This window comes from Paraburkholderia graminis C4D1M (assembly GCF_000172415.1).
Classification (GTDB): domain Bacteria; phylum Pseudomonadota; class Gammaproteobacteria; order Burkholderiales; family Burkholderiaceae; genus Paraburkholderia; species Paraburkholderia graminis.
Genome location: NZ_ABLD01000003.1, coordinates 129,176 through 148,512 on the forward strand (window position 1 = coordinate 129,176; position 19,337 = coordinate 148,512).

A 19,337-nucleotide genomic window follows, 5' to 3' on the forward strand; every position below is an offset into this window, starting at 1 on the left:
CGGCTTAGCGGTAGACCGGGAAGCGCTGCGTCAACTCGGCGACCTGACCACGCACGCGTTCGATCGTGGCGGCGTCTTCCGGGTTGTCGAGCACATCGGCAATCAGGTTACCCACCTGCTCCGCTTCCTTGACGCCGAAGCCGCGCGTGGTCATGGCCGGCGAGCCGAGACGGATACCGCTCGTCACGAACGGCTTTTCCGGGTCGTTGGGAATCGCGTTCTTGTTGACCGTGATGTGCGCTGCGCCGAGCGCGGCTTCCGCAGCCTTGCCGGTGATCTTCTTCGCGCGCAGATCGACCAGCATCACGTGGCTTTCGGTGCGGCCCGAGACGATGCGCAGGCCGCGCTTCACCAGCGTTTCCGCGAGCACGCGAGCGTTTTCGACAACGTGCTGCTGATACGTCTTGAATTCCGGCGACAGCGCTTCTTTGAACGCGACAGCCTTGCCGGCGATCACATGCATCAGCGGACCGCCCTGAATGCCCGGGAAGATTGCCGAGTTGATCTGCTTCTCGAATTCGGCCTTCATCAGGATCACGCCGCCGCGCGGGCCGCGCAGGCTCTTGTGCGTGGTCGTGGTGACGAAATCCGCGTGCGGCACCGGGTTCGGATAGACGCCCGCGGCGATGAGGCCGGCGTAGTGCGCCATGTCGACCATGAAATACGCGCCGACCGACTTCGCGATCTTCGACAGACGCTCGAAGTCGATGCGCAGCGCGAAAGCGGACGCGCCTGCGACGATCAGCTTCGGCTTGTGTTCCTGCGCGAGCTTTTCGGCAGCGTCGTAGTCGATGTCTTCCGCTTCGTTCAAACCGTAGCTGACCACGTTGAACCACTTGCCCGACATGTTGACGGGCGAGCCGTGCGTCAGGTGGCCGCCGTGCGCGAGGCTCATGCCCATGATCGTGTCGCCCGGCTTGAGCATCGCGAAGAACACGCCCTGGTTCGCCTGCGAGCCGGAGTTCGGCTGCACGTTGGCGGCTTCGGCGCCGAACAGTTGCTTCACACGGTCGATCGCAAGCTGCTCGGCCACGTCGACATATTCGCAGCCGCCGTAGTAGCGCTTGCCCGGATAACCTTCGGCGTATTTGTTGGTGAGTTGCGAGCCTTGCGCAGCCATCACAGCCGGGCTCGTGTAGTTTTCGGACGCGATCAGTCGATGTGCTCTCCTGACGGCGGTTTTCCTGCTCGATCACTTCCACAGTTCAGGGTCGACGTTGGCGATGGTGCTTTGGGCTCTGTCAAACATACGGATTCCGTTGAGTGTTTTCAGGTTGACCGGATCGTGCGCCGAATCTTGCGTAGAGGGTACGCGGCGCTGCTGGCGGCTGGGCTTGGCCTGACGTGGCGGAGGAAGAGTCGCCGCACACGCAAGGCAGGACAGCCACCGTCAGCGCAGATGAATGCGCGCGGATCACGGCTGCCCAGGCGAACGGCAAAACGGCACCCCGCGCTTCACGGTGGGTTTTTCCACCTTGAACCCGATTGTCAAAACCGGTTCTATCGCCAGTCACGCAGGGATGAGCGCGTTAGTTTATTGGAAGAGGATCGAATAGGCAACCGGCTTTCGGCCGCCGCAAAGGGCGCCGAAAAAGACCCGGCAGAAGGCCCGACAGGCAGTGCCGAACCGTGCCGCGAAAGCCTGTCGCGCGGCGGCTGCGCAGTTCTCGCGACGCGACTCCTCCGGCTCGTTGATCCTTGCCGCAGCGCCGCATTGGAAGTAGGCTTGGGGCCTTTCTCTCCTACCGACCAGGGAACTGCAATGATCGTGTTCGTCACCGGGGCGTCCGCAGGATTCGGCGCCGCCATCGCTCGTGCCTTCGTGAAAGGCGGCCACCGCGTCGTCGCCACCGCCCGCCGCAAGGACCGCCTGCAAGCGCTCGCCGACGAACTCGGCGACGCTCTCCTGCCCTACGAGCTGGACGTGCGCGACCGCGCGGCCGTCGAGGCGGTGCCCGCCTCGTTGCCGGCCGACTTCGCCGCCATCGACGTGCTCGTCAACAACGCCGGCCTCGCGCTCGGCGTGGAGCCGGCTCATAAAGCGAGCCTGGACGAATGGCAGACGATGATCGAAACGAACTGCACCGGGCTCGTTCAGGTCACGCATGCACTGTTGCCCGGCATGGTCGAGCGCAACCGCGGCCATGTCTTCAACCTTGGCTCGGTCGCGGGCCACTGGCCTTATCCGGGCGGCAACGTCTACGGCGCGACGAAGGCATTCGTGCGGCAGTTCAGCCTGAATCTGCGTGCCGACCTTGCCGGCACCGCGCTGCGCGTGACCGACATCGAGCCGGGCCTGTGCGGCGGCACGGAGTTCTCGAACGTGCGCTATCGCGGCGACGACCAGAAGGCCGGCAAGGTCTACGAGAACGTGCAGCCGCTCACGGCCGAGGACATCGCCGATTCGATCTACTGGATCGCCACGCGCCCGGCCCACGTCAACATCAACACGATCGAACTGATGCCGGTCGCGCAATCGTTCGCCGGTTTGAGCGTTCATCGCGGCTGAGGCCCGCCAGGCCGCGCGCACATCTTGAAACAGACCTCGCGGTGTGCGTTCCGGTAAAATGCGCCGCATGAATATGACGACAAGCCAGCCAGGCGCGGAAATCGGCCACACGTGGGGCATCCGCGTGTATTACGAAGATACCGACGCCGGCGGCATCGTGTTTTACGCGAACTACCTGAAGTTCTTTGAACGGGCGCGCACCGAATGGCTACGCGCCTGCGGGATCGACCAGAACCGGCTCGCCGACGAAACGGGCGCCATTTTCATCGTCCGTAGCACGGCGGTCGATTATCGGGCGCCGGCACGTCTCGACGACGTGGTGAAAGTCGTCAGCCGCATCGAGCGCCTTGGCAAGGCATCCGTCGACTTCGTGCAGGAAGCGTGGCGCGACGGCACGTTGCTTGCTACCGGCTCGATCCGGGTCGGCTGCGTCGAGCGCACAGCGCTGCGCCCCGCCGCGATTCCTTCGCCGGTGCTGGCCGCTTTGCGGCGCGGACCCGGCGTCAGCGAGGGCGGCGTGTCAACGAACGCAGGCTGACTCCCGTTGTTACGGCGCCAGTGAACTCGCATCGATCAAGCAGCACCAAGCATGGTTCGGCTTGCGTCACCGCCGAAGCTTCCGTTTTGCTCACGGCAAGCTTCGTGTGGCCTTGCAAAGCCGGACGCCCCCTTTCGGGACGATAAAACGAACCTTTATGAACACTACACAAGATCTGTCGATCGTTTCTCTCGTACTCAATGCGAGCCTGCTGGCGCAGGCCGTCATGGCCCTCCTGCTGCTGCTGTCGCTGTTGTCGTGGACTTTCATCTTCCGCAAGTGGTTTGCGATCCGCCGGGCGCGCGCGCAAACTGAGCGTTTCGAACGCGATTTCTGGTCGGGCGGCGACCTGCAGGCGCTGTATCAAAGTGCCGCGAATAACCGTCACACCATCGGCGCGCTAGAGCGAATTTTCGAATCCGGCATGCGCGAATTTCTCAAGGGCAAGGAGAAACGCCTGAACGACCCGGGCGCGATTCTCGACGGCGCGCGCCGTGCAATGCGTGCCGCGTTCCAGCGTGAAATGGACGTGCTTGAGGCCAACCTCGCGTTTCTCGCGTCGGTCGGTTCGGTCAGCCCGTATATCGGTCTGTTCGGCACGGTCTGGGGGATCATGAATGCGTTTCGCGGACTCGCCAACGTGCAGCAGGCCACGCTTGCGAACGTCGCGCCGGGCATCGCCGAGGCATTGACCGCCACCGCGATCGGCCTCTTTGCCGCGATTCCCGCGGTGGTCGCGTATAACCGCTACGCGCACGACATCGACCGTCTGGCGATCCGCTTCGAGACCTTCATCGAAGAGTTCTCGAACATCTTGCAGCGCCAGGCGCACTAAGGAGTCCACGATGGCAGGCTCTCGCTCCTCCAGCATGCGCGGCGGCCGCTCGCGCCGCGCGATGTCCGACATCAACGTCGTGCCGTATATCGACGTGATGCTCGTGCTGCTCGTCATCTTCATGGTGACCGCGCCGCTCGTCGCGCCGTCCATCGTCAATCTGCCGACAGTCGGCGGCGCCGCGCCGCAGCAGCAAACGCCGCCCGTGATCGTCAACATTCGCGCGGACGGCAACATGAGCGTCAAGTACAAGGACGACGCGGGCGCGCAGCAGCAGGAGGACATGACGAAAGCCGGGCTTAACGGCTTCATCGCCGACCGCGCGCAGTCGCATCCCGATCAGCCTGTCGTGATCGCCGCCGACAAGACCGTGAAGTATGAAGTCGTGATGAATGTGATGTCCGAGCTCAAGGCTCGCGGCGTCAAACGCGTTGGATTGCTCGTCAAATCGCAATGATCCGTAAGAACACCGACTATCCGCTCCAGCCACCGCGTGAACGCGGCACCGGGCGAGCCTTTGCGTTCGCGCTGGTGATGCATGCGCTGCTCGGGTTCTTCCTGTATCACGGCATCCAGTGGCAAAACAGCACGCCCGAAGGTGCCGAAGCGGAACTGTGGACCGAGGTGCCGGACAGCGTGATTCCGCGCCCGGTCACGCCGCCGCCCGTACCTGTTGCGCCTGCTCCGCCGGTGCCCGACGAACAGGCCGACATCGCGTTGCAGGAAAAGAAGCGCAAGCAGCAGGAAGCGGCGCGCGAGGCGCAACTCGCGGAACAGCAGCGTCAGCAGAAGCTCCAGGCTCAGCAGGAAGCTGAGGCGAAGCGCGAGCAGCAACTCGCGGCCGAACAGGCGGCGCAACTGGCTGCGCAGAAGGCCGCGGCGGCGAAGCAGAAACAACTGCAACAGCAGCAACAGGCGGACAAGCTCAAGCAACAGCAACTGGCCGAGCAGAAAAAGCAGCAACTGAAAGAACAGCAGGACGAACAGCAGAAACAGGCCGAAGCCGAAGCGCAGAAGAAGGCTGATGCGCAGAAGGCGGCCAAGGCAAAGGCGCAAGCGGAAGCCGCGGCGCAGGCGAAGAAACTCGACGCCGAACGTCGCGCGCGCCTCGCGCAAATGCAGGGCATGGCAGGGCCTCCGGGCTCGACCGGCAATGGCCTCGGCAAGAGCGGCACGGGCAGCGGCTCGGGCGGCAATGCGGCATCGCCCGGTTATGCGGACAAGGTTCGGCGCGTGGTGCGGCCGAACATTTCGTGGGGTGGCGAGACCGAGGGTCTCGAGACCGTGATCGCCGTTCGTTGCTCGCCGACCGGCACGCTGTTGAGCGCGACGATCGCGCACAGCAGCGGCAATGCGGCGTGGGACGATGCCGCGCTGCGAGCCGTTCAGCGTTCCGATCCGATGCCTCAGGACATCGACGGAAAAACGCCGGGGAGTTTCAGGATCACGTTGCGGCCGGCCGGTTGACGGCAGCCTGACAGTGGGTGACAGCAGGCCCCGCGCCCCTTTCGGCGCGGCGCACTCGGGAACGAAATAGTCGTTTTCCGGTCTGTCTGCTGTCGCGAAGCTTTAGTAAAACCGTTTTTGGGGAATCCATACAGCATGAGTTTGATGACCAAGCTAGGCCTGCGGACACTTGTAGCGTCGTGCCTGATCGCCGCCGGCGGCGCCGCGAACGCGCAACTCAACGTGCTCGTCACGGGCGTCGGGTCCACCCAGTTTCCGATCGCAACGGCGAACTTCGCCAATGAAGCGAACTCGCCGCAGCAGGTCAGCACCATCGTGCGTCAGGACCTGCAGCGCAGCGGCAAATTCACCAACATCGACGCGGGTTCTGCGCCCGTTCCCGAAACGGCTTCCGTCGATCTCGGAAGCTGGAAGGCGAAGGGCGCGAATGCGTTCGTGGCCGGCAGCGTGAACCGCCTGCCGAACGGCCAGTACGAAGTGCGCTTCAAGCTGTACGACACGGTCAAGGGCGAAAGTCTCGGCGGCCTCGTGCTGGTGAGCCCGGAAAGCGGCCTGCGCATGAGCGCGCATAAAGTGGCCGACTACATCTACGCCAAGCTGATGGGCGGCCGCGGCGCGTTCGCCACGCGGCTGTCGTATGTCATCAAGAGCGGCAACCGCTATCAGTTGCAGATTTCGGATTCCGACGGCCAGGACGCGCACATCGCGCTGTCGAGCCCCGAGCCGATCATCTCGCCGGCATGGTCGCCTGACGGCACCAAGGTCGCTTACGTTTCGTTCGAGAAGAAGAAGCCGATCGTCTATATTCACGATCTGCCTACGGGGCGCCGCATCGTCGTGTCCGATCAGAAGGGCAATAACAGCGCGCCCGCGTGGTCGCCGGACGGCCGCACGCTCGCCGTCGCGCTCTCGCGCACGGGCAACACGCAGATCTTCGCGGTCAATGCGGACGGCAGCGGCCTGCGCCGTCTCACACAGGGCAGCTCGATCGACACCGAGCCGACCTTCTCGCCCGACGGCCAGTCGATCTATTTCACGAGCGACCGCGGCGGCCAACCGCAGATCTACAAGATGTCGGCGCAAGGCGAAAGCGCCGGCGGCGCACAGCGCGTCACGTTCACCGGCAGCTACAACACGAGCCCGCGCGTGAGCCCGGACGGCAAGCAACTCGCGTATATTTCGCGCGTCGGCGGCGGCTTCAAGCTGTATATCCAGGACTTGCAAGGCGGAACCGCCACGGGCCTGACGGACACGACACATGACGAATCGCCGAGCTTCGCGGCGAACGGTCAGTACATTCTTTACGCCACTCAGGTGAACGGCCGTGGCGTATTGGCCGCGGTTTCGACCGACGGTCGCACCCGGCAGGTCCTGTCAGTGCAGGGAGGCAGCGTACGCGAGCCGTCCTGGGGCCCTTTCATGCAATAACGTTGACGCAATAACTGATGCAATAACACAAGGAGAGTACAAAATGATGTCCAAACTTCGCTTCGCATTTGCAGTTCTCATGGTCGGCGCATTGGCCGCGTGTCACTCGGGCGTCAAGCTCGACGAAAACGCTAACAAGGGCGGCGCAGTCTCCACGCAGCCGAACCCGAACGATGTCGCGCAAGTGAACGTCGATCCGTTGAACGACCCGAACAGCCCGCTCGCGAAGCGCAGCATTTACTTCGACTTCGACAGCTACTCGGTGAAGGACGACTACCAGTCGCTGCTCCAGCAACACTCGCAGTACCTGAAGAGCCATCCGCAACGCCACGTGCTGATCCAGGGCAATACCGACGAGCGCGGCACGAGCGAGTACAACCTGGCACTCGGCCAGAAGCGTGCTGAAGCTGTGCGCCGTTCGCTGTCGCTGATGGGCGTGACGGACTCGCAAATGGAAGCCGTGAGCCTCGGCAAGGAAAAGCCGCAAGCCACGGGTCATGACGAATCGTCGTGGGCACAGAACCGCCGCGCCGACCTCGTGTACCAACAGTAAGTAACGGGTGATGAGCCGAATGACGCATCGTTTCTCCTGGCTGCGATTTGCCGCAGCGGCCTGCGTCGCGGGCACGGTCTTTACGGCTGTGCCGGCGCACGCCGGCATCTTCGACGACGATCAGGCCCGCCAGGCCATTCTCGATCTGCGGGCGAAGACCGATAGTCTGTCGAGCCAGTTGTCGGCAGCGCAGCGCACGATCCTCGATCAGTCCAACCGTCTCGACCAGTTGAATCAGCAGGTCGCGACGCTGCGCGGGCAGAACGAGGACATGGGCAATCAGCTCGCCACGCTGCAAAAACAGCAGAAGGACTACTACACCGACCTTGACACGCGCCTGAAGAAATTCGAGCCGCAGCAGCAAACGGTCGATGGTGTCCAGGGCGAAGTTCAGCCGGGCGAAACCGATGCGTTCAATGCGGCTTCACAGCAGTTCCGCAACGGCGACTTCAAGAACGCGGCGGCGTCGTTCCGTAGCTTCATCGCCAAGTTTCCGAGCAGTCCGTATCAGCCGACCGCGCAGTACTGGCTCGGCAACGCGCTGTATGCGCTGCGCGATTACAAGGGCTCGACGGCGACCTGGCAGGGTGTCGTGAAGAACTATCCGCAGCATCCGCGGGCGCCGGAGGCGTTGCTCGCGATTGCGAACAATCAGCTCGAGCAAGGCCAGAAGGCTGCGGCCAAGAAGACGCTTGAGCAGATCGTCGCGCAATACGGCGGCTCGGACGTCGCACAGTCCGCGCAGAGCAAGCTGTCGCAGATCAAGTAGGCGGTTTGGTGGTCGTCGCGTTGGCGTAGTTGATCGTTGAGCGGTTGAGTCGTTGCTTGAGTCGTCGGCTGTAACGCGCAGTGTCTGCAAAGTGTCAGAAAGATAGTCACGCGCGCCTCTCGCTGGAAAGCCCGGGTCTCCACATCGGAAGCCCGGGCTTTTCACTATCCGGATTGCTTCGCACAGTCATTGGCGGATGCGCGGAATGGGTTGACAGCCCCTTCGGGCCGTCGATATAATTTCGCTTCTCTTTTGGGTCGTTAGCTCAGCTGGTAGAGCAGCGGACTTTTAATCCGTTGGTCACAGGTTCGAATCCCGTACGGCCTACCAAAAGATTCAAGGGCTTACACGCGTCAGCGTCGTAAGCCCTTTTCTTTTTGCGTCGCAGTTTCTCTGCTCGCTCCAGAAACGCCCAAGCCCGAACCCAAGTCCAAGCAAAGCCCAAAAAAGCAGAAGCCTCCGCTCAACTCTCTGTACTTTTCCACAGCATCCCACGCCCGTTCACCAACGCAACTTCGCACATTCCGACAACGCTACGGACTCCGAACGTGATCATTTATTGAGACATAAAGACGTGCAATGATCGCCGCAGTCTGACTCAGCCGCTGTCAAGCAGCGCAGGCAGACGCTCTCGCAACACCGCAACGTGCGGCGCTTTCATTCCATCGATATGACCAATTTTCTGTTCGATCTCGCCTCGAATCTTGCGTTGCTGGCAATCGTGCTGGTTGCATGCCATCTGTGTAATCGTCTGATACCGGGCGCTGCGCTAAACGGTTCGCGCGTCTTTGCCGCGCTCGTGTTCGCCGCGGTGCTGCTCGACGCGGCCCTTACCTTTCTCGTGTTCGCGGACGCCCGAACCCGTTATGGCCAGTTCAGCACGTCGACGGCGTTTTTTACGCGTAGCGCGGCGTACGCGCTCGCTGTCGTTGCCGCGTTTGTCTGGAGCAGTCGCAGCCGTCGCAACGTGCTCGCGAAAGCAAGCGCGGACAAAGCGCTCGTCATCCCGACATCGCCGTACACGGAATCTCATTTGCCGATGTGAACCGCCGCGTCCTTAACGTGTCGGCGGTCCCGCAAAATAAAAACGGCGTCGCGAAAAATCGCGACGCCGTTTTGTTCATGCAGAAACCTTAGCGGGCTATCCGAGCGATGCCGGTTTAGCTCGGCTTCGACGCGTTCTTGCGCGTCATCTTCCACAGCGCGCCGAGCACGACCGGCACAATCGCCGCGCCAATGCCGACCAGCACGATCACATTCAGGTATTGGCGGATGAACGGAATGTTGCCGAAGAAATAGCCGAGCAGTACGAGCAGCAACACCCAGAACAGCGCACCGGCGATATTGAAAAGCTGAAACCGGCTGACCGTCATCTCCGACGCACCGGCGACAAACGGCGCAAACGTGCGCACCACCGGAATGAAGCGCGCGAGCACGATCGTCTTGCCGCCGTGCTTTTCATAGAAGTCGTGCGTTTTCTGCAGCGCGCGCCGATCCAGGAAACGCTCGAGCATGGGAATGCGCGAGTTGAAAACCTTGGGACCGATCGATCGTCCGATCATGTAGTTGACGGTATTGCCGGTCGTTGCCGCGACGAACAGCAGCAGAATCAGCAAACCGAGATTCATCTGCCCAGCCGCGCAAAACGCGCCGCCGATGAACAGCAGCGAATCGCCCGGCAGAAACGGCAGAATCACGAGCCCCGTTTCGCAGAACACGATCAGGAAAAGGACCGCATAGACCCAGGCGCCGTACACGTGGATGAATTCCCCAAGGAACTTGTCGATGTGCAGCACGAGGTTGGCGAGATGTAGCAGCGTGTCCAAAAAGCGTCCTTTATCAAGCGAAAATGAGCGTGGCGGGAAAATCCGGCGGAGTTTTACTGGCGATCGCGGCAAGCGTCGCCGACCCCGCAAATTGACCGCGTCATGATACAGAAAGTGCCCGGTCGATCCTGGAAAATCTCCGGCACGTTTACGCCATTCCAGGACGGCCGCGCCGAATCGCTATAATTTCGCCATGTCCGAATTCCCCGAAACGCCCGCCCGCGCCGACGCCTCCGCCGCTGCTGCCAGCACACAGAGCACGCCGAGTGCGCCGGGCACGCCCGCGCCGCGGCCGCTGCGCGCGATCCAGCCGCTGCCCGATCAGCTTATCAGCCAGATTGCCGCCGGCGAGGTGGTCGAGCGGCCGGCATCGGTCGTGAAGGAGTTGCTGGAAAACGCACTCGACGCAGGCGCGCAGACGTTGCGCATCATGCTCGATGAAGGCGGCGTCAAACGTATTTCGATTACCGACGACGGCTGCGGCATTCCCGAGAACGAACTGGCGCTCGCGTTGATGCGCCACGCGACCAGCAAGATCCGCTCGCTCGCCGAACTCGAGGCAGTGGCCACGCTCGGGTTTCGCGGCGAGGCGCTCGCGTCGATCGCGTCGGTCGCGCAAATGACGATCACGAGCCGCACGGCCGATGCGCCGCACGCGATGCGCGTCGATGCGCAAACGGGTGTGCTGAGCCCCGCCGCAGGCACGCAAGGCACCACGATCGAAGTGCGCGAGCTGTACTTCAACACGCCGGCGCGCCGCAAATTCCTGAAGAGCGAACAGACCGAACTCGGACATTGTCTCGAGCAGATTCGACGCGCCGCGCTGGCGCGTCCGGACGTCGCGATTTCGGTGCTGCATAACGGCAAGGCGGTCGAGCATTGGAACGCGAGCGAACCGCCGGTGCGGGTCGCGAAGATACTCGGCGAAACTTTCGCGACTGCTCATCTGCCGCTCGACGAGTCGGCCGGCCCGCTCGCCGTCTACGGTTGCGCGGGTCTTCCGACCGCGAGCCGCGGGCGCTCGGATCAGCAGTACTTCTTCGTCAATGGCCGTTTCGTGCGCGACAAGCTGCTCACGCACGCGGTGCGCGCCGCCTATGAAGACGTGCTGCACGGCGATCGTTATCCGTCGTATGTGCTGTTTCTCGATCTGCCGCCCGAAGCGGTCGATGTGAACGTGCATCCGTCGAAGATCGAAGTGCGCTTCCGCGATTCGCGCTCGATTCATCAGTTCGTTTTTCACGCGGTTCAGCGGGCGTTGGCGCGTCATGCGGGCGCGTCGCCCGAAACGACGGCGGGCGGGCATGCGGCGCATTTGCAGGCGTCGGCGGGCGGAGGGGTTTCGTTGGGGACCCCGGCGTTTGGGGCGTCGTCCTTTGGCACGTCGCCGTCTGGCGCGTCGCCCATTAGCGGGGCGGGGTTTGGCGCGTCAGCGTCAGCCGCAACCGGTGCAGGCGGCTTCGGTGGGAACGCATCGAGCGGCCCGGCGAGCAGCGGCTTCAACGCGTCGCAGCCCGGCAACACCTGGATGCGCCAGTCGCGCATGACGCAGGGCACGCTGCCCGTCGCGCAGCCGCTCGCTTTCTACGACGCGCTGTTCGGCCGCAAAGACAACAGCGGGGTCGCGCAGCAAGGCGCGACGCTTTTCGAAGCACGCGATTCCGCCGCCGAAGGCGCGTCGCCGTATAACACGTCGGCGTCCTACGCCTCGCCCACGTTCAATCCCGCCGACGACCAGCCACTCGGCTTCGCGCTCGGCCAGATCCACGGCATCTATGTGCTCGCGCAGAATGCGCACGGGCTCGTGATCGTCGATATGCACGCCGCGCACGAGCGCATTCTGTACGAGCAGTTCAAGAATGCGCTGGCCGATCGCACGATCGCCGTGCAGCCGCTGCTGATTCCGCAGACGATGCAGGCCGATGCGGTCGAAATCGGCACCGTCGATGAAGAGCGCGACACGCTCGATGCACTCGGCTTCGATCTCGCCGTGCTGTCGCCGACCACGCTCGCCATCCGTGCAGTGCCGGCGCTGCTGAAAGACGCCGATTTGCAGGCGCTGGCGCGCGCGGTGCTGTCCGATCTGCACGCGTACGGCGGCTCGCGTGTGTTGACCGAGCGTCAGCACGAACTGCTCGGCACGCTCGCATGCCATCACGCGGTGCGCGCGAACCGGCGTCTGACGCTCGATGAAATGAACGCGCTGCTGCGGCAGATGGAGGCGACCGAACGCGCCGATCAATGCAATCACGGGCGTCCGACGTGGTATCAATTGACGCTGTCCGATCTCGATCGGCTGTTCATGCGCGGGCAGTGACGGTGGGGGTTTTGGTGCGCGTGATGCGCTCGATGGTCTTGACGCGCGCGACGCCCGCGATGTTGTCGATGCGCCTGATGTTGTCCATGCGCCTGATGTTGTCGATGCGCCTGATGTTGTCGATGCGGTTCTCGATGCGCCTGATGTTCTCGATGCGCTTTGTACGCTTTGTCCGCTCGATGGTCCTGATGCGCGCGACGCCCGCGATCTTCCCGATGCGCCTCATGCTCTTGATGCGCTCGATGTGCTTTGTGCGCTTGGTCCGCTCGACGGTCTTGATGCGCGTGACGCCCGCGAAGTTCTCGATGCGCCTCAACCCCTCGATGCTCTTGATGCCCGCGACGCGCTCGATGCCCTTGATGCCTTCGATGCTCTTGATGCCTTCGATGCGCCTGATGTTCTCAATGCGCCTGATGCGCTCGATGCGCTTAACGCCCTTCATGCCTTTGGCGCCCTCGATGCTCCCGACGCCCGCAACGCACCTGATGCGCTCCACGCACGCAACGCCCTCCACACCCCCAGCCCCCGATTGCCGCCCGCCGGCCCACCCATGACCGCCCGCCCCCCCACGCCCATCCCCTGCCTACTCGGCCCGACCGCCTCCGGCAAGACCGCGGCCGCGCTAGCACTGGCCGCCCAGCGCCCGATCGAAATCATCAGCGTCGATTCCGCACTCGTCTATCGTCAGATGGACATCGGCACCGCGAAGCCGACCGCCGAAGAACGCGCGATCGCGCCGCATCATCTGATCGATATCGTCGACCCCGCCAACGCCTACTCAGCCGCCGAATTTCGCGCCGACGCGTTGCGCCTCACGGCCGAGATCCACGCGCGCGGCCGGCTGCCGCTGCTGGTGGGCGGAACGATGCTGTACTACAAGGCGCTCACGCAGGGGCTCAACGACTTGCCCGCCGCCGATCCCAACGTGCGCGCGCAACTGGACGCCGACGCCGCGCGCGACGGCTGGCCGGCGCTGCATGCGCGCCTCGCCGCCATCGACCCCGCGACAGCCGCGCGCCTCGCACCCAACGACTCGCAGCGCATCCAGCGCGCGCTCGAGGTCTTCATGCTGACCGGCGAGGCGATGTCGACGCTGCTGGCCGCGCCCGCGCGCACCGACGATGCCGCGGCCGATTGGCGCTTCGTGCCGATCGCGCTCGAGCCTTCCGACCGGAGCGTGCTGCACGCGCGCATCGAGCGGCGTTTCGACGCGATGCTGGAAAACGGTTTCGTCGACGAAGTGGTGAAGCTGAGGGAACGCGGCGATCTGTCGCCCGAGATGCCGTCGATGCGTTGCGTCGGCTACCGGCAAGTCTGGGAATATCTGGATGGCGCGGTCGACTATCCGACGATGCGCGACAAAGGCGTGTTCGCGACGCGGCAATTGTGCAAGCGGCAGCTCACATGGCTGCGCAGCATGGACGAGCGCGTGGTGGTGGACTGCTGCGATCGAGAAGCAACGGCGCGCGTGCTAGAGGTGATTGAAGCGTTGACGTAAAGCGTCAAGCGTAAAGCGCGGGATATGAAGCAACGCCGTGAGGCGCGAAAAGCGTGAAAGCAAACCGGCGAAAGCAAACCGGCAAACGCAAACCGGCAAATCACAGCCCGCGCGGCGCAATCCATCGCAACGCCGCGCGAACCACCGACCTTTTAAACCACAACCGTCTGCGCTTCACCCGCAGCGCTTTCGCGAATCACACCGATCTTCCAGACCTGCTCGCCGGCCGCCGACAACAGACCGATCGCGGCATCCGCGTCCGCAGCGGACACGACGACTGCCATGCCGATCCCGCAATTGAACACGCGATGCATTTCCGCGTCCGCGACGCCGCCGTGCTTTTGCAGCCACGAGAACAGCGGCGGCAGCGGCCAGCCGCGATGATCGAGCTCGGCCGTCAGACCTTCGCGCAAAACGCGCGGAATGTTTTCGACGAGCCCGCCGCCCGTGATGTGCGCCATGCCCTTCACGGCGATCTGCTGCATCAGCGCGAGGAGCGGCTTCACGTAGATATGCGTGGGCGCCATCAACGCGTCGGCGAGCGAACGGCCGTCGAAATCCGCGTTCAGATCGGGCTGCGCGCGCTCGATGATCTTGCGCACGAGCGAAAAACCATTCGAGTGGATGCCGCTCGAAGCGAGGCCCAGCACGACGTCGCCGGGGGCGATCGTGCTGCCGTCGATAATCTTGCTCTTTTCGACCGCGCCGACCGCGAAGCCCGCCAGATCGTATTCGCCGTCGGGATACATGCCCGGCATTTCAGCGGTTTCGCCGCCGATCAGCGCGCAGCCCGCCAGTTCGCAACCATAAGCGATGCCCTTGACCACGGTCGCCGCCGTGCCCACGTCGAGCTTGCCGCACGCGAAGTAGTCGAGGAAAAAGAGCGGCTCGGCGCCTTGCACGAGAATGTCGTTCACGCTCATCGCGACCAGATCCTGGCCCACGGTGTCGTGCTTGTTCAACTGAAACGCGAGGCGCAGCTTCGTGCCCACGCCGTCCGTGCCCGACACCAGCACCGGTTCCTTGTACCGCTTCGGCACCTCGAACAGCGCGCCGAATCCGCCGATGCCGCCCAGCACGCCGTCGCGCATCGTCTTTTTGGCAAAGGGCTTGATTGCGTCGACGAGAGCGTCGCCCGCGTCGATGTCCACGCCGGCGTCCCGATACGACAGACCTTGGGCCGAATCAGTGGAATTCGGGGCGGATTTCGGTTGATTCATGGGGGGAGCGCTCGAAGGTCGGTAAAATGCGATTTTACCCGATGCCGATCGAGAGTTGGCGCTTCAGCGCTTACTCCGGTCCCATAGAGAGTTGCCGGCCGGCTGGCTGGAATTTGATCATCCGGTTCCGACGACACCAGGGAAACAACTTTGCAACAGAATTCCTCGATACTGACTCCCGTGCAGCGCCGCGCCTTCATCTGGCTCGCCATTGCGCTCGGCGTCGGCATTCTGCTGTGGCTGCTGAGTCCGGTTCTCACGCCCTTTCTGCTCGGCGCGATTCTCGCCTACATCCTGCAGCCCGGCGTCGCGTGGATGGTGCGCCGGCGCGTGCCGCGCGCACTCGCCGCCTTGCTGATGATGCTGCTTTTCACGTTGCTGATGACGCTGCTGGTGCTGCTCGTGTTCGCCGTCATCCAGAAGGAAGGGCCGCAGTTGCGGCAGCAGGTGCCGCAGCTTTTCGCGCATGTGAATGCGTGGCTGCAACCCAAGCTCGCCATGCTCGGCCTCGCCGATTCGCTCGACTTCGCGAGCGTGCGCGACATGGTGATGGGTCAGCTTGAAGGCAGTGCGCAGACGGTCGCACGGTATGCGTGGACGTCGATCGTGACAAGCGGCAACGTCATGATGACCGTGGTCGGCAATCTCGTGATGGTGCCGCTCGTGCTGTTCTATCTGCTTTACGACTGGAACCGCATGCTGCTGCGCATGCAGAGCGTGGTGCCGCGGCGCTGGCTCGACAAGACGCTGCAACTTGCGCGCGACATGGATCAGATGCTGTCGCAATACCTGCGCGGCCAGTTGCTCGTGATGGGCGTGCTCGCCGTATTCTACGCGGCCGCGCTCAGCATCGCCGGCTTCGAGATTGCGTTGCCCGTGGGCATTTTCACGGGGCTCGCCGTTTTCATTCCGTATATCGGCTTCGCGACCGGTCTTGCGCTTGCGCTGCTCGCGGCGCTGCTGCAGTTCGGCAACTGGTACGGCTTCGGCGCGGTCGCGCTGATTTACGGCGTCGGGCAGATCGTGGAAAGCTTTTATCTCACGCCGCGTCTCGTCGGCGAGCGAATCGGCCTGCATCCGCTCGCGGTTATCTTCGCGCTGCTCGCGTTCGGGCAGTTGTTCGGCTTTTTCGGCGTGCTGCTTGCGCTGCCGGTCAGCGCGATTCTGTCGGTGGCGATGCGCGAGTTGCGGCAAAGCTATCTGCAAAGCACGCTCTATAACAATTGATGTTCTGCTCCGGCGTCCCGGCTCAGCGGGACACTTTGCGGCTTCAGCCTTACTTTCGGCATTAACCTACTGTGCTTCGTCAACTGACGCTCGATCTCGGCACGCCGCCGCCATCGACATTCGACAATTTTTTCGCCGGCGCGAACGCCGAGCTCGTCACGCGCCTGCGTGAGCTCGATAGCGCGCTCGCCGCCGGGCCGGTCGCCGATCGCACGTTCTACATCTGGGGCGAAGCGGGCAGCGGCCGCACACATCTGCTGCAAGCACTCGTGCACGAAGCGCCGCGCGGACATGCGCGCTTCGCCGGTCCGCAAAGCAGCCTCGCCGCGTTCAGTTTCGATCCGCGCGTCGCGCTGTATGCAATCGACGATTGCGACGGCCTCTCCGCCGCGCAGCAGGTCGCCGTGTTCAATCTCTTCAACGAGGTGCGCGCGCATCCGACCAGCGCGCTCGTCGCCACCGGCAACGCGCCGCCAATCGGCATGACGGTGCGCGAAGATCTGCGCACGCGGCTCGGCTGGGGCCTCGTGTTCCATCTCGCGCCCTTGCCCGACGAAGGCAAAGCCGCCGTGCTGAAGCACGCGGCCCGCGAGCGCGGCATCATGCTCGCCGACGACGTGCCCGCCTATCTGCTCACGCACTTTCGCCGCGACATGCCGAGCCTGATGGCGCTCCTCGACGCGCTCGACCGCTTCTCGCTCGAACAGAAGCGCGCGGTCACACTGCCGCTCTTGCGCACGATGCTGGCTTCGCCCGGCCAGGACGGCCCCGCCGCGCCGTCCCCCGCTTCAAGTAAAATAGACCCCCATGGCTAATCTCGCACTCTTCGACCTCGATCACACGCTCATTCCCACCGACAGCGACCACGAATGGGGCCGCTTCATGGTGAAACACGGCATGGTCGACGCCGAAAACTTCGCCCGTGACAACGACCGCTTTTACGCCGACTACAAGGCCGGCAAGCTCGACATTCACGCCTATCTGATCGCCATGCTCACGCCGCTCGCCAAGTACACGCGGGCGCAGCTCGCGGACTTTCACGCGCAGTACATGCATGAAGTGATCACGCCGGCCATCCTTCCGGCGGCGGTCGAACTGGTCAAGCGGCACCGCGAAGCGGGCGACCTGTGCTGCGTGGTCACCGCCACCAACGAATTCATCACCCGGCCCATCGCGAGCGCGTTCGGCGTCGACACGCTGATCGCCTGCGAAGCGGAAACCGTCGACGGCCAGCCGCATTCGGCCTACACGGGCCGCCCCACCGGCACGCCGAGCTACAAGGAAGGCAAGATCGTGCGCACCGAGGCATGGCTCGCATCGCTCGGCAAAAGCTGGAGCGACTTCGAGCACAGCTATTTCTACAGCGATTCGCACAACGACATTCCGCTGCTCGAAAAGGTCACCGACCCAATCGCGACCAATCCGGACGACACATTGCGTGCTCATGCACAAGCCAAGGGCTGGCGCATCCTCGAACTCTTTCAACCCCAGTGATCAAAAAACTCATTCGCAAGCTATTCGGCCAGGACACAGCATCCGCCGACGACACGCTGCCGGCTGAAGCCGACGCAGACGAAACCGGCAGCGCACCGGCACACCATGCACAAGGCGCCGCGGGCGCGGGCCGCGCGCGCCGCAAGCCGGCTCGCGGCGGCGCGTCCACCAAACCACAGGTGCCGGACCCCGACGTGCCGGTCATCATTCCGCACGACGTGCACGGCATCGACCCCACGCTGATCTCGCGCAACGCGATTCGCGTGACCGAAGGGCTGCAGCAGGCGGGGCACCGGGCGTTTATCGTCGGCGGCGCGGTGCGCGATCTGCTGCTCGGCATCAAGCCGAAAGATTTCGACGTCGCGACCGACGCCACGCCCGAGCAGGTGCAGAAGCTGTTTCGCCGTGCGCGCATCATCGGCCGCCGGTTTCAGATCGTGCATGTGCAGTTCGGCCAGGAAATCATCGAAACGTCGACGTTCCGCGCGCTGGTCGATCCGCCCGCCGCTGACGCTGCGCCGCCGCGGCGCCTGAAGCGCGACGAGCTCGATCGCCGCACGCACGCGGTGGACGCGAGCGGCCGCGTGCTGCGCGACAACGTGTGGGGCGAGCAGCACGAAGACGCCACGCGCCGCGACTTCACGATCAACGCGATGTACTACGATCCGGCCACGGAGACCGTGCTGGATTATCACAACGGCATGGCCGACGTGCGCGCGCGTCTGTTGCGCATGATCGGCGATCCGGCCACGCGTTATCGCGAAGATCCGGTGCGCATGCTGCGCGTCGTGCGTTTCGCGGCCAAGCTCGACTTCGAGATCGAAGACGCGACGCGCGACCCGATCGCGAAAATGGCCGATCTGATCAACAACGTGCCGGCCGCGCGTCTCTTCGACGAGATGCTGAAGCTCATGCTGTCCGGTCACGCGCTTGCCTGTCTGAAGCGCTTGCGCCAGGAAGGTCTGCATCACGGACTGTTGCCCTTGCTCGACGTCGTGCTTGAGCAGCCCACGGGCGAAAAATTCATCACGCTCGCGCTCAACAATACCGACGCACGCGTGCGCGCCGGCAAACCGGTGTCGCCGGGTTTTCTGTTTGCAACACTTTTGTGGCACGACGTGCAGCAGCGCTGGCAGAAATTCGAAGCGAACGGCGAGTATCCGGTGCCCGCGCTGCATCGCGCGATGGACGAAGTGCTCGACATGCAGACCGAGAAACTCGCTATCCACAAGCGTTTTTCGTCCGATATGCGCGAGATCTGGGGCTTGCAGCTGCGCCTCGAAAAACGTTCGGGAAGAAGCGCGCTGAAGCTGCTGGAACACCAAAGATTTAGAGCGGGGTATGATTTCCTCCTGTTGCGCTGCGAATCGGGCGAACTCGACGAGTCGGTCGGAGCGTGGTGGACGGAGTTCATCGAAGGAGACATCGCGGCGCGTGAGGCATTGCTCACGCAAGGCGGGAAGGACCGAAGCCCCAGAAAACGACGGCGGCGCGGCGGTGGCGCCAGAAACCGCAAACCGGGCGACGGAATGGAGGGCGGCACGCCAGCCGAACGCACAGACGCCGAAGCGGGCCACGACAGCCCGCACGAAGACTGAAGCAGCGTTCGTTAACGCAGCGCTGGTTCATGCAGCGTCGGCTGAAGCCGTCGAACGA

At 63.6% G+C, this 19,337-nt stretch carries 18 protein-coding genes, 1 tRNA gene, 1 pseudogene and 1 riboswitch; of the genes and pseudogenes, 16 read left to right on the plus strand and 4 right to left on the minus strand.

The window, feature by feature from the left end:
• Positions 1-4: 4 nt before the first annotated feature.
• Positions 5-1,249: pseudogene (glyA, locus tag BGRAMDRAFT_RS06325) on the minus strand (serine hydroxymethyltransferase).
• Positions 1,250-1,415: 166 nt separating this feature from the next.
• A riboswitch (ZMP/ZTP riboswitch) is annotated at positions 1,416-1,524 on the minus strand.
• 238 nt (positions 1,525-1,762) lie between these two features.
• Here glyA and ydfG point away from each other — a divergent pair.
• The 10 genes from ydfG to BGRAMDRAFT_RS06375 all read left to right on the plus strand — a co-directional run bounded on the left by ydfG (position 1,763) and on the right by BGRAMDRAFT_RS06375 (position 9,144).
• Positions 1,763-2,509, plus strand: a complete 747-nt coding sequence (gene ydfG, locus BGRAMDRAFT_RS06330; protein ID WP_006047858.1) for a bifunctional NADP-dependent 3-hydroxy acid dehydrogenase/3-hydroxypropionate dehydrogenase YdfG — start codon at positions 1,763-1,765, stop codon at positions 2,507-2,509.
• A gap of 58 nt (positions 2,510-2,567) precedes the next feature.
• Positions 2,568-3,047, plus strand: coding sequence for a tol-pal system-associated acyl-CoA thioesterase (gene ybgC / locus BGRAMDRAFT_RS06335; protein ID WP_006047859.1), 480 nt, complete (start codon positions 2,568-2,570; stop codon positions 3,045-3,047).
• Between the two features lie 157 nt (positions 3,048-3,204).
• Positions 3,205-3,882, plus strand: a complete 678-nt coding sequence (gene tolQ, locus BGRAMDRAFT_RS06340; RefSeq protein ID WP_006047860.1) for a protein TolQ — start codon at positions 3,205-3,207, stop codon at positions 3,880-3,882.
• 10 nt (positions 3,883-3,892) lie between these two features.
• Positions 3,893-4,339 (plus strand): protein TolR, encoded by a 447-nt coding sequence (tolR, locus tag BGRAMDRAFT_RS06345; protein WP_006047861.1) that lies wholly within the window; start codon positions 3,893-3,895, stop codon positions 4,337-4,339.
• Positions 4,336-5,349 carry a cell envelope integrity protein TolA gene (gene tolA / locus BGRAMDRAFT_RS06350; protein WP_006047862.1) on the plus strand — a complete coding sequence of 338 codons (1,014 nt, stop codon included), beginning with the start codon at positions 4,336-4,338 and terminating at the stop codon, positions 5,347-5,349. The genes tolR and tolA overlap by 4 nt, the downstream gene beginning before the upstream one ends.
• A 135-nt stretch (positions 5,350-5,484) precedes the next feature.
• Positions 5,485-6,777: a Tol-Pal system beta propeller repeat protein TolB gene (gene tolB / locus BGRAMDRAFT_RS06355; RefSeq protein ID WP_006047863.1), complete on the plus strand. Its 1,293-nt coding sequence runs from the start codon at positions 5,485-5,487 to the stop codon at positions 6,775-6,777.
• Positions 6,778-6,820: 43 nt separating this feature from the next.
• Entirely contained in the window at positions 6,821-7,330 is a 510-nt protein-coding gene (gene pal, locus BGRAMDRAFT_RS06360; protein WP_006047864.1) for a peptidoglycan-associated lipoprotein Pal, read from the plus strand.
• Between the two features lie 19 nt (positions 7,331-7,349).
• Complete coding sequence (gene ybgF / locus BGRAMDRAFT_RS06365) at positions 7,350-8,099, plus strand: tol-pal system protein YbgF (protein WP_029970412.1); 750 nt, start codon at positions 7,350-7,352, stop codon at positions 8,097-8,099.
• Between the two features lie 254 nt (positions 8,100-8,353).
• Positions 8,354-8,429, plus strand: a tRNA-Lys gene (locus tag BGRAMDRAFT_RS06370).
• 340 nt (positions 8,430-8,769) lie between these two features.
• On the plus strand, positions 8,770-9,144 hold the full coding sequence (locus BGRAMDRAFT_RS06375; protein WP_006047866.1) for a hypothetical protein: 375 nt from the start codon (positions 8,770-8,772) through the stop codon (positions 9,142-9,144).
• A gap of 115 nt (positions 9,145-9,259) precedes the next feature.
• Here BGRAMDRAFT_RS06375 and BGRAMDRAFT_RS06380 read toward each other — a convergent pair whose 3' ends face one another.
• Complete coding sequence (locus BGRAMDRAFT_RS06380) at positions 9,260-9,925, minus strand: VTT domain-containing protein (RefSeq protein ID WP_006047867.1); 666 nt, start codon at positions 9,923-9,925, stop codon at positions 9,260-9,262.
• A gap of 193 nt (positions 9,926-10,118) precedes the next feature.
• On the opposite strand from BGRAMDRAFT_RS06380, the gene mutL reads away from it, so the two are divergent.
• Positions 10,119-12,242, plus strand: a complete 2,124-nt coding sequence (gene mutL / locus BGRAMDRAFT_RS06385; protein WP_006047868.1) for a DNA mismatch repair endonuclease MutL — start codon at positions 10,119-10,121, stop codon at positions 12,240-12,242.
• Here the strand turns inward: mutL and BGRAMDRAFT_RS34910 are convergent.
• Positions 12,226-12,684, minus strand: coding sequence for a hypothetical protein (locus tag BGRAMDRAFT_RS34910; protein WP_044020478.1), 459 nt, complete (start codon positions 12,682-12,684; stop codon positions 12,226-12,228). The genes mutL and BGRAMDRAFT_RS34910 overlap by 17 nt on opposite strands.
• A 108-nt stretch (positions 12,685-12,792) precedes the next feature.
• Here BGRAMDRAFT_RS34910 and miaA point away from each other — a divergent pair, with 108 nt between their 5' ends.
• Positions 12,793-13,740 (plus strand): tRNA (adenosine(37)-N6)-dimethylallyltransferase MiaA, encoded by a 948-nt coding sequence (gene miaA / locus BGRAMDRAFT_RS06395; protein WP_006047870.1) that lies wholly within the window; start codon positions 12,793-12,795, stop codon positions 13,738-13,740.
• Between the two features lie 152 nt (positions 13,741-13,892).
• On the opposite strand, the gene purM is transcribed toward miaA, so the two are convergent.
• Entirely contained in the window at positions 13,893-14,960 is a 1,068-nt protein-coding gene (gene purM / locus BGRAMDRAFT_RS06400; protein WP_006047871.1) for a phosphoribosylformylglycinamidine cyclo-ligase, read from the minus strand.
• Between the two features lie 150 nt (positions 14,961-15,110).
• On the opposite strand from purM, the gene BGRAMDRAFT_RS06405 reads away from it, so the two are divergent.
• From BGRAMDRAFT_RS06405 to pcnB, 4 genes are all read left to right on the plus strand, one after another.
• Positions 15,111-16,187 (plus strand): AI-2E family transporter, encoded by a 1,077-nt coding sequence (locus tag BGRAMDRAFT_RS06405; protein ID WP_006047872.1) that lies wholly within the window; start codon positions 15,111-15,113, stop codon positions 16,185-16,187.
• A gap of 71 nt (positions 16,188-16,258) precedes the next feature.
• On the plus strand, positions 16,259-17,002 hold the full coding sequence (hda, locus tag BGRAMDRAFT_RS06410) for a DnaA regulatory inactivator Hda (RefSeq protein WP_006047873.1): 744 nt from the start codon (positions 16,259-16,261) through the stop codon (positions 17,000-17,002).
• Positions 16,995-17,681, plus strand: a complete 687-nt coding sequence (locus BGRAMDRAFT_RS06415) for a histidinol-phosphatase (RefSeq protein ID WP_006047874.1) — start codon at positions 16,995-16,997, stop codon at positions 17,679-17,681. Before hda ends, BGRAMDRAFT_RS06415 begins: the two co-directional genes overlap by 8 nt.
• Complete coding sequence (gene pcnB / locus BGRAMDRAFT_RS06420; protein WP_006047875.1) at positions 17,678-19,279, plus strand: polynucleotide adenylyltransferase PcnB; 1,602 nt, start codon at positions 17,678-17,680, stop codon at positions 19,277-19,279. Before BGRAMDRAFT_RS06415 ends, pcnB begins: the two co-directional genes overlap by 4 nt.
• Positions 19,280-19,337: the final 58 nt, after the last annotated feature.

Bases quoted from the DNA above. Each gene is read 5' to 3' on its own strand.
- tolA (WP_006047862.1), top strand. From the start codon at position 4,336: ATGATCCGTAAGAACACCGACTATCCGCTCCAGCCACCGCGTGAACGC.
- tolQ (WP_006047860.1), top strand. From the start codon at position 3,205: ATGAACACTACACAAGATCTGTCGATCGTTTCTCTCGTACTCAATGCG.
- ydfG (WP_006047858.1), top strand. From the start codon at position 1,763: ATGATCGTGTTCGTCACCGGGGCGTCCGCAGGATTCGGCGCCGCCATC.
- BGRAMDRAFT_RS06415 (WP_006047874.1), top strand. From the start codon at position 16,995: ATGGCTAATCTCGCACTCTTCGACCTCGATCACACGCTCATTCCCACC.
- mutL (WP_006047868.1), top strand. From the start codon at position 10,119: ATGTCCGAATTCCCCGAAACGCCCGCCCGCGCCGACGCCTCCGCCGCT.
- tolB (WP_006047863.1), top strand. From the start codon at position 5,485: ATGAGTTTGATGACCAAGCTAGGCCTGCGGACACTTGTAGCGTCGTGC.
- miaA (WP_006047870.1), top strand. From the start codon at position 12,793: ATGACCGCCCGCCCCCCCACGCCCATCCCCTGCCTACTCGGCCCGACC.
- pal (WP_006047864.1), top strand. From the start codon at position 6,821: ATGATGTCCAAACTTCGCTTCGCATTTGCAGTTCTCATGGTCGGCGCA.
- ybgC (WP_006047859.1), top strand. From the start codon at position 2,568: ATGCGCCGCATGAATATGACGACAAGCCAGCCAGGCGCGGAAATCGGC.
- tolR (WP_006047861.1), top strand. From the start codon at position 3,893: ATGGCAGGCTCTCGCTCCTCCAGCATGCGCGGCGGCCGCTCGCGCCGC.
- BGRAMDRAFT_RS06375 (WP_006047866.1), top strand. From the start codon at position 8,770: ATGACCAATTTTCTGTTCGATCTCGCCTCGAATCTTGCGTTGCTGGCA.
- BGRAMDRAFT_RS34910 (WP_044020478.1), bottom strand. From the start codon at position 12,684: ATGAAGGGCGTTAAGCGCATCGAGCGCATCAGGCGCATTGAGAACATC.
- ybgF (WP_029970412.1), top strand. From the start codon at position 7,350: ATGACGCATCGTTTCTCCTGGCTGCGATTTGCCGCAGCGGCCTGCGTC.
- purM (WP_006047871.1), bottom strand. From the start codon at position 14,960: ATGAATCAACCGAAATCCGCCCCGAATTCCACTGATTCGGCCCAAGGT.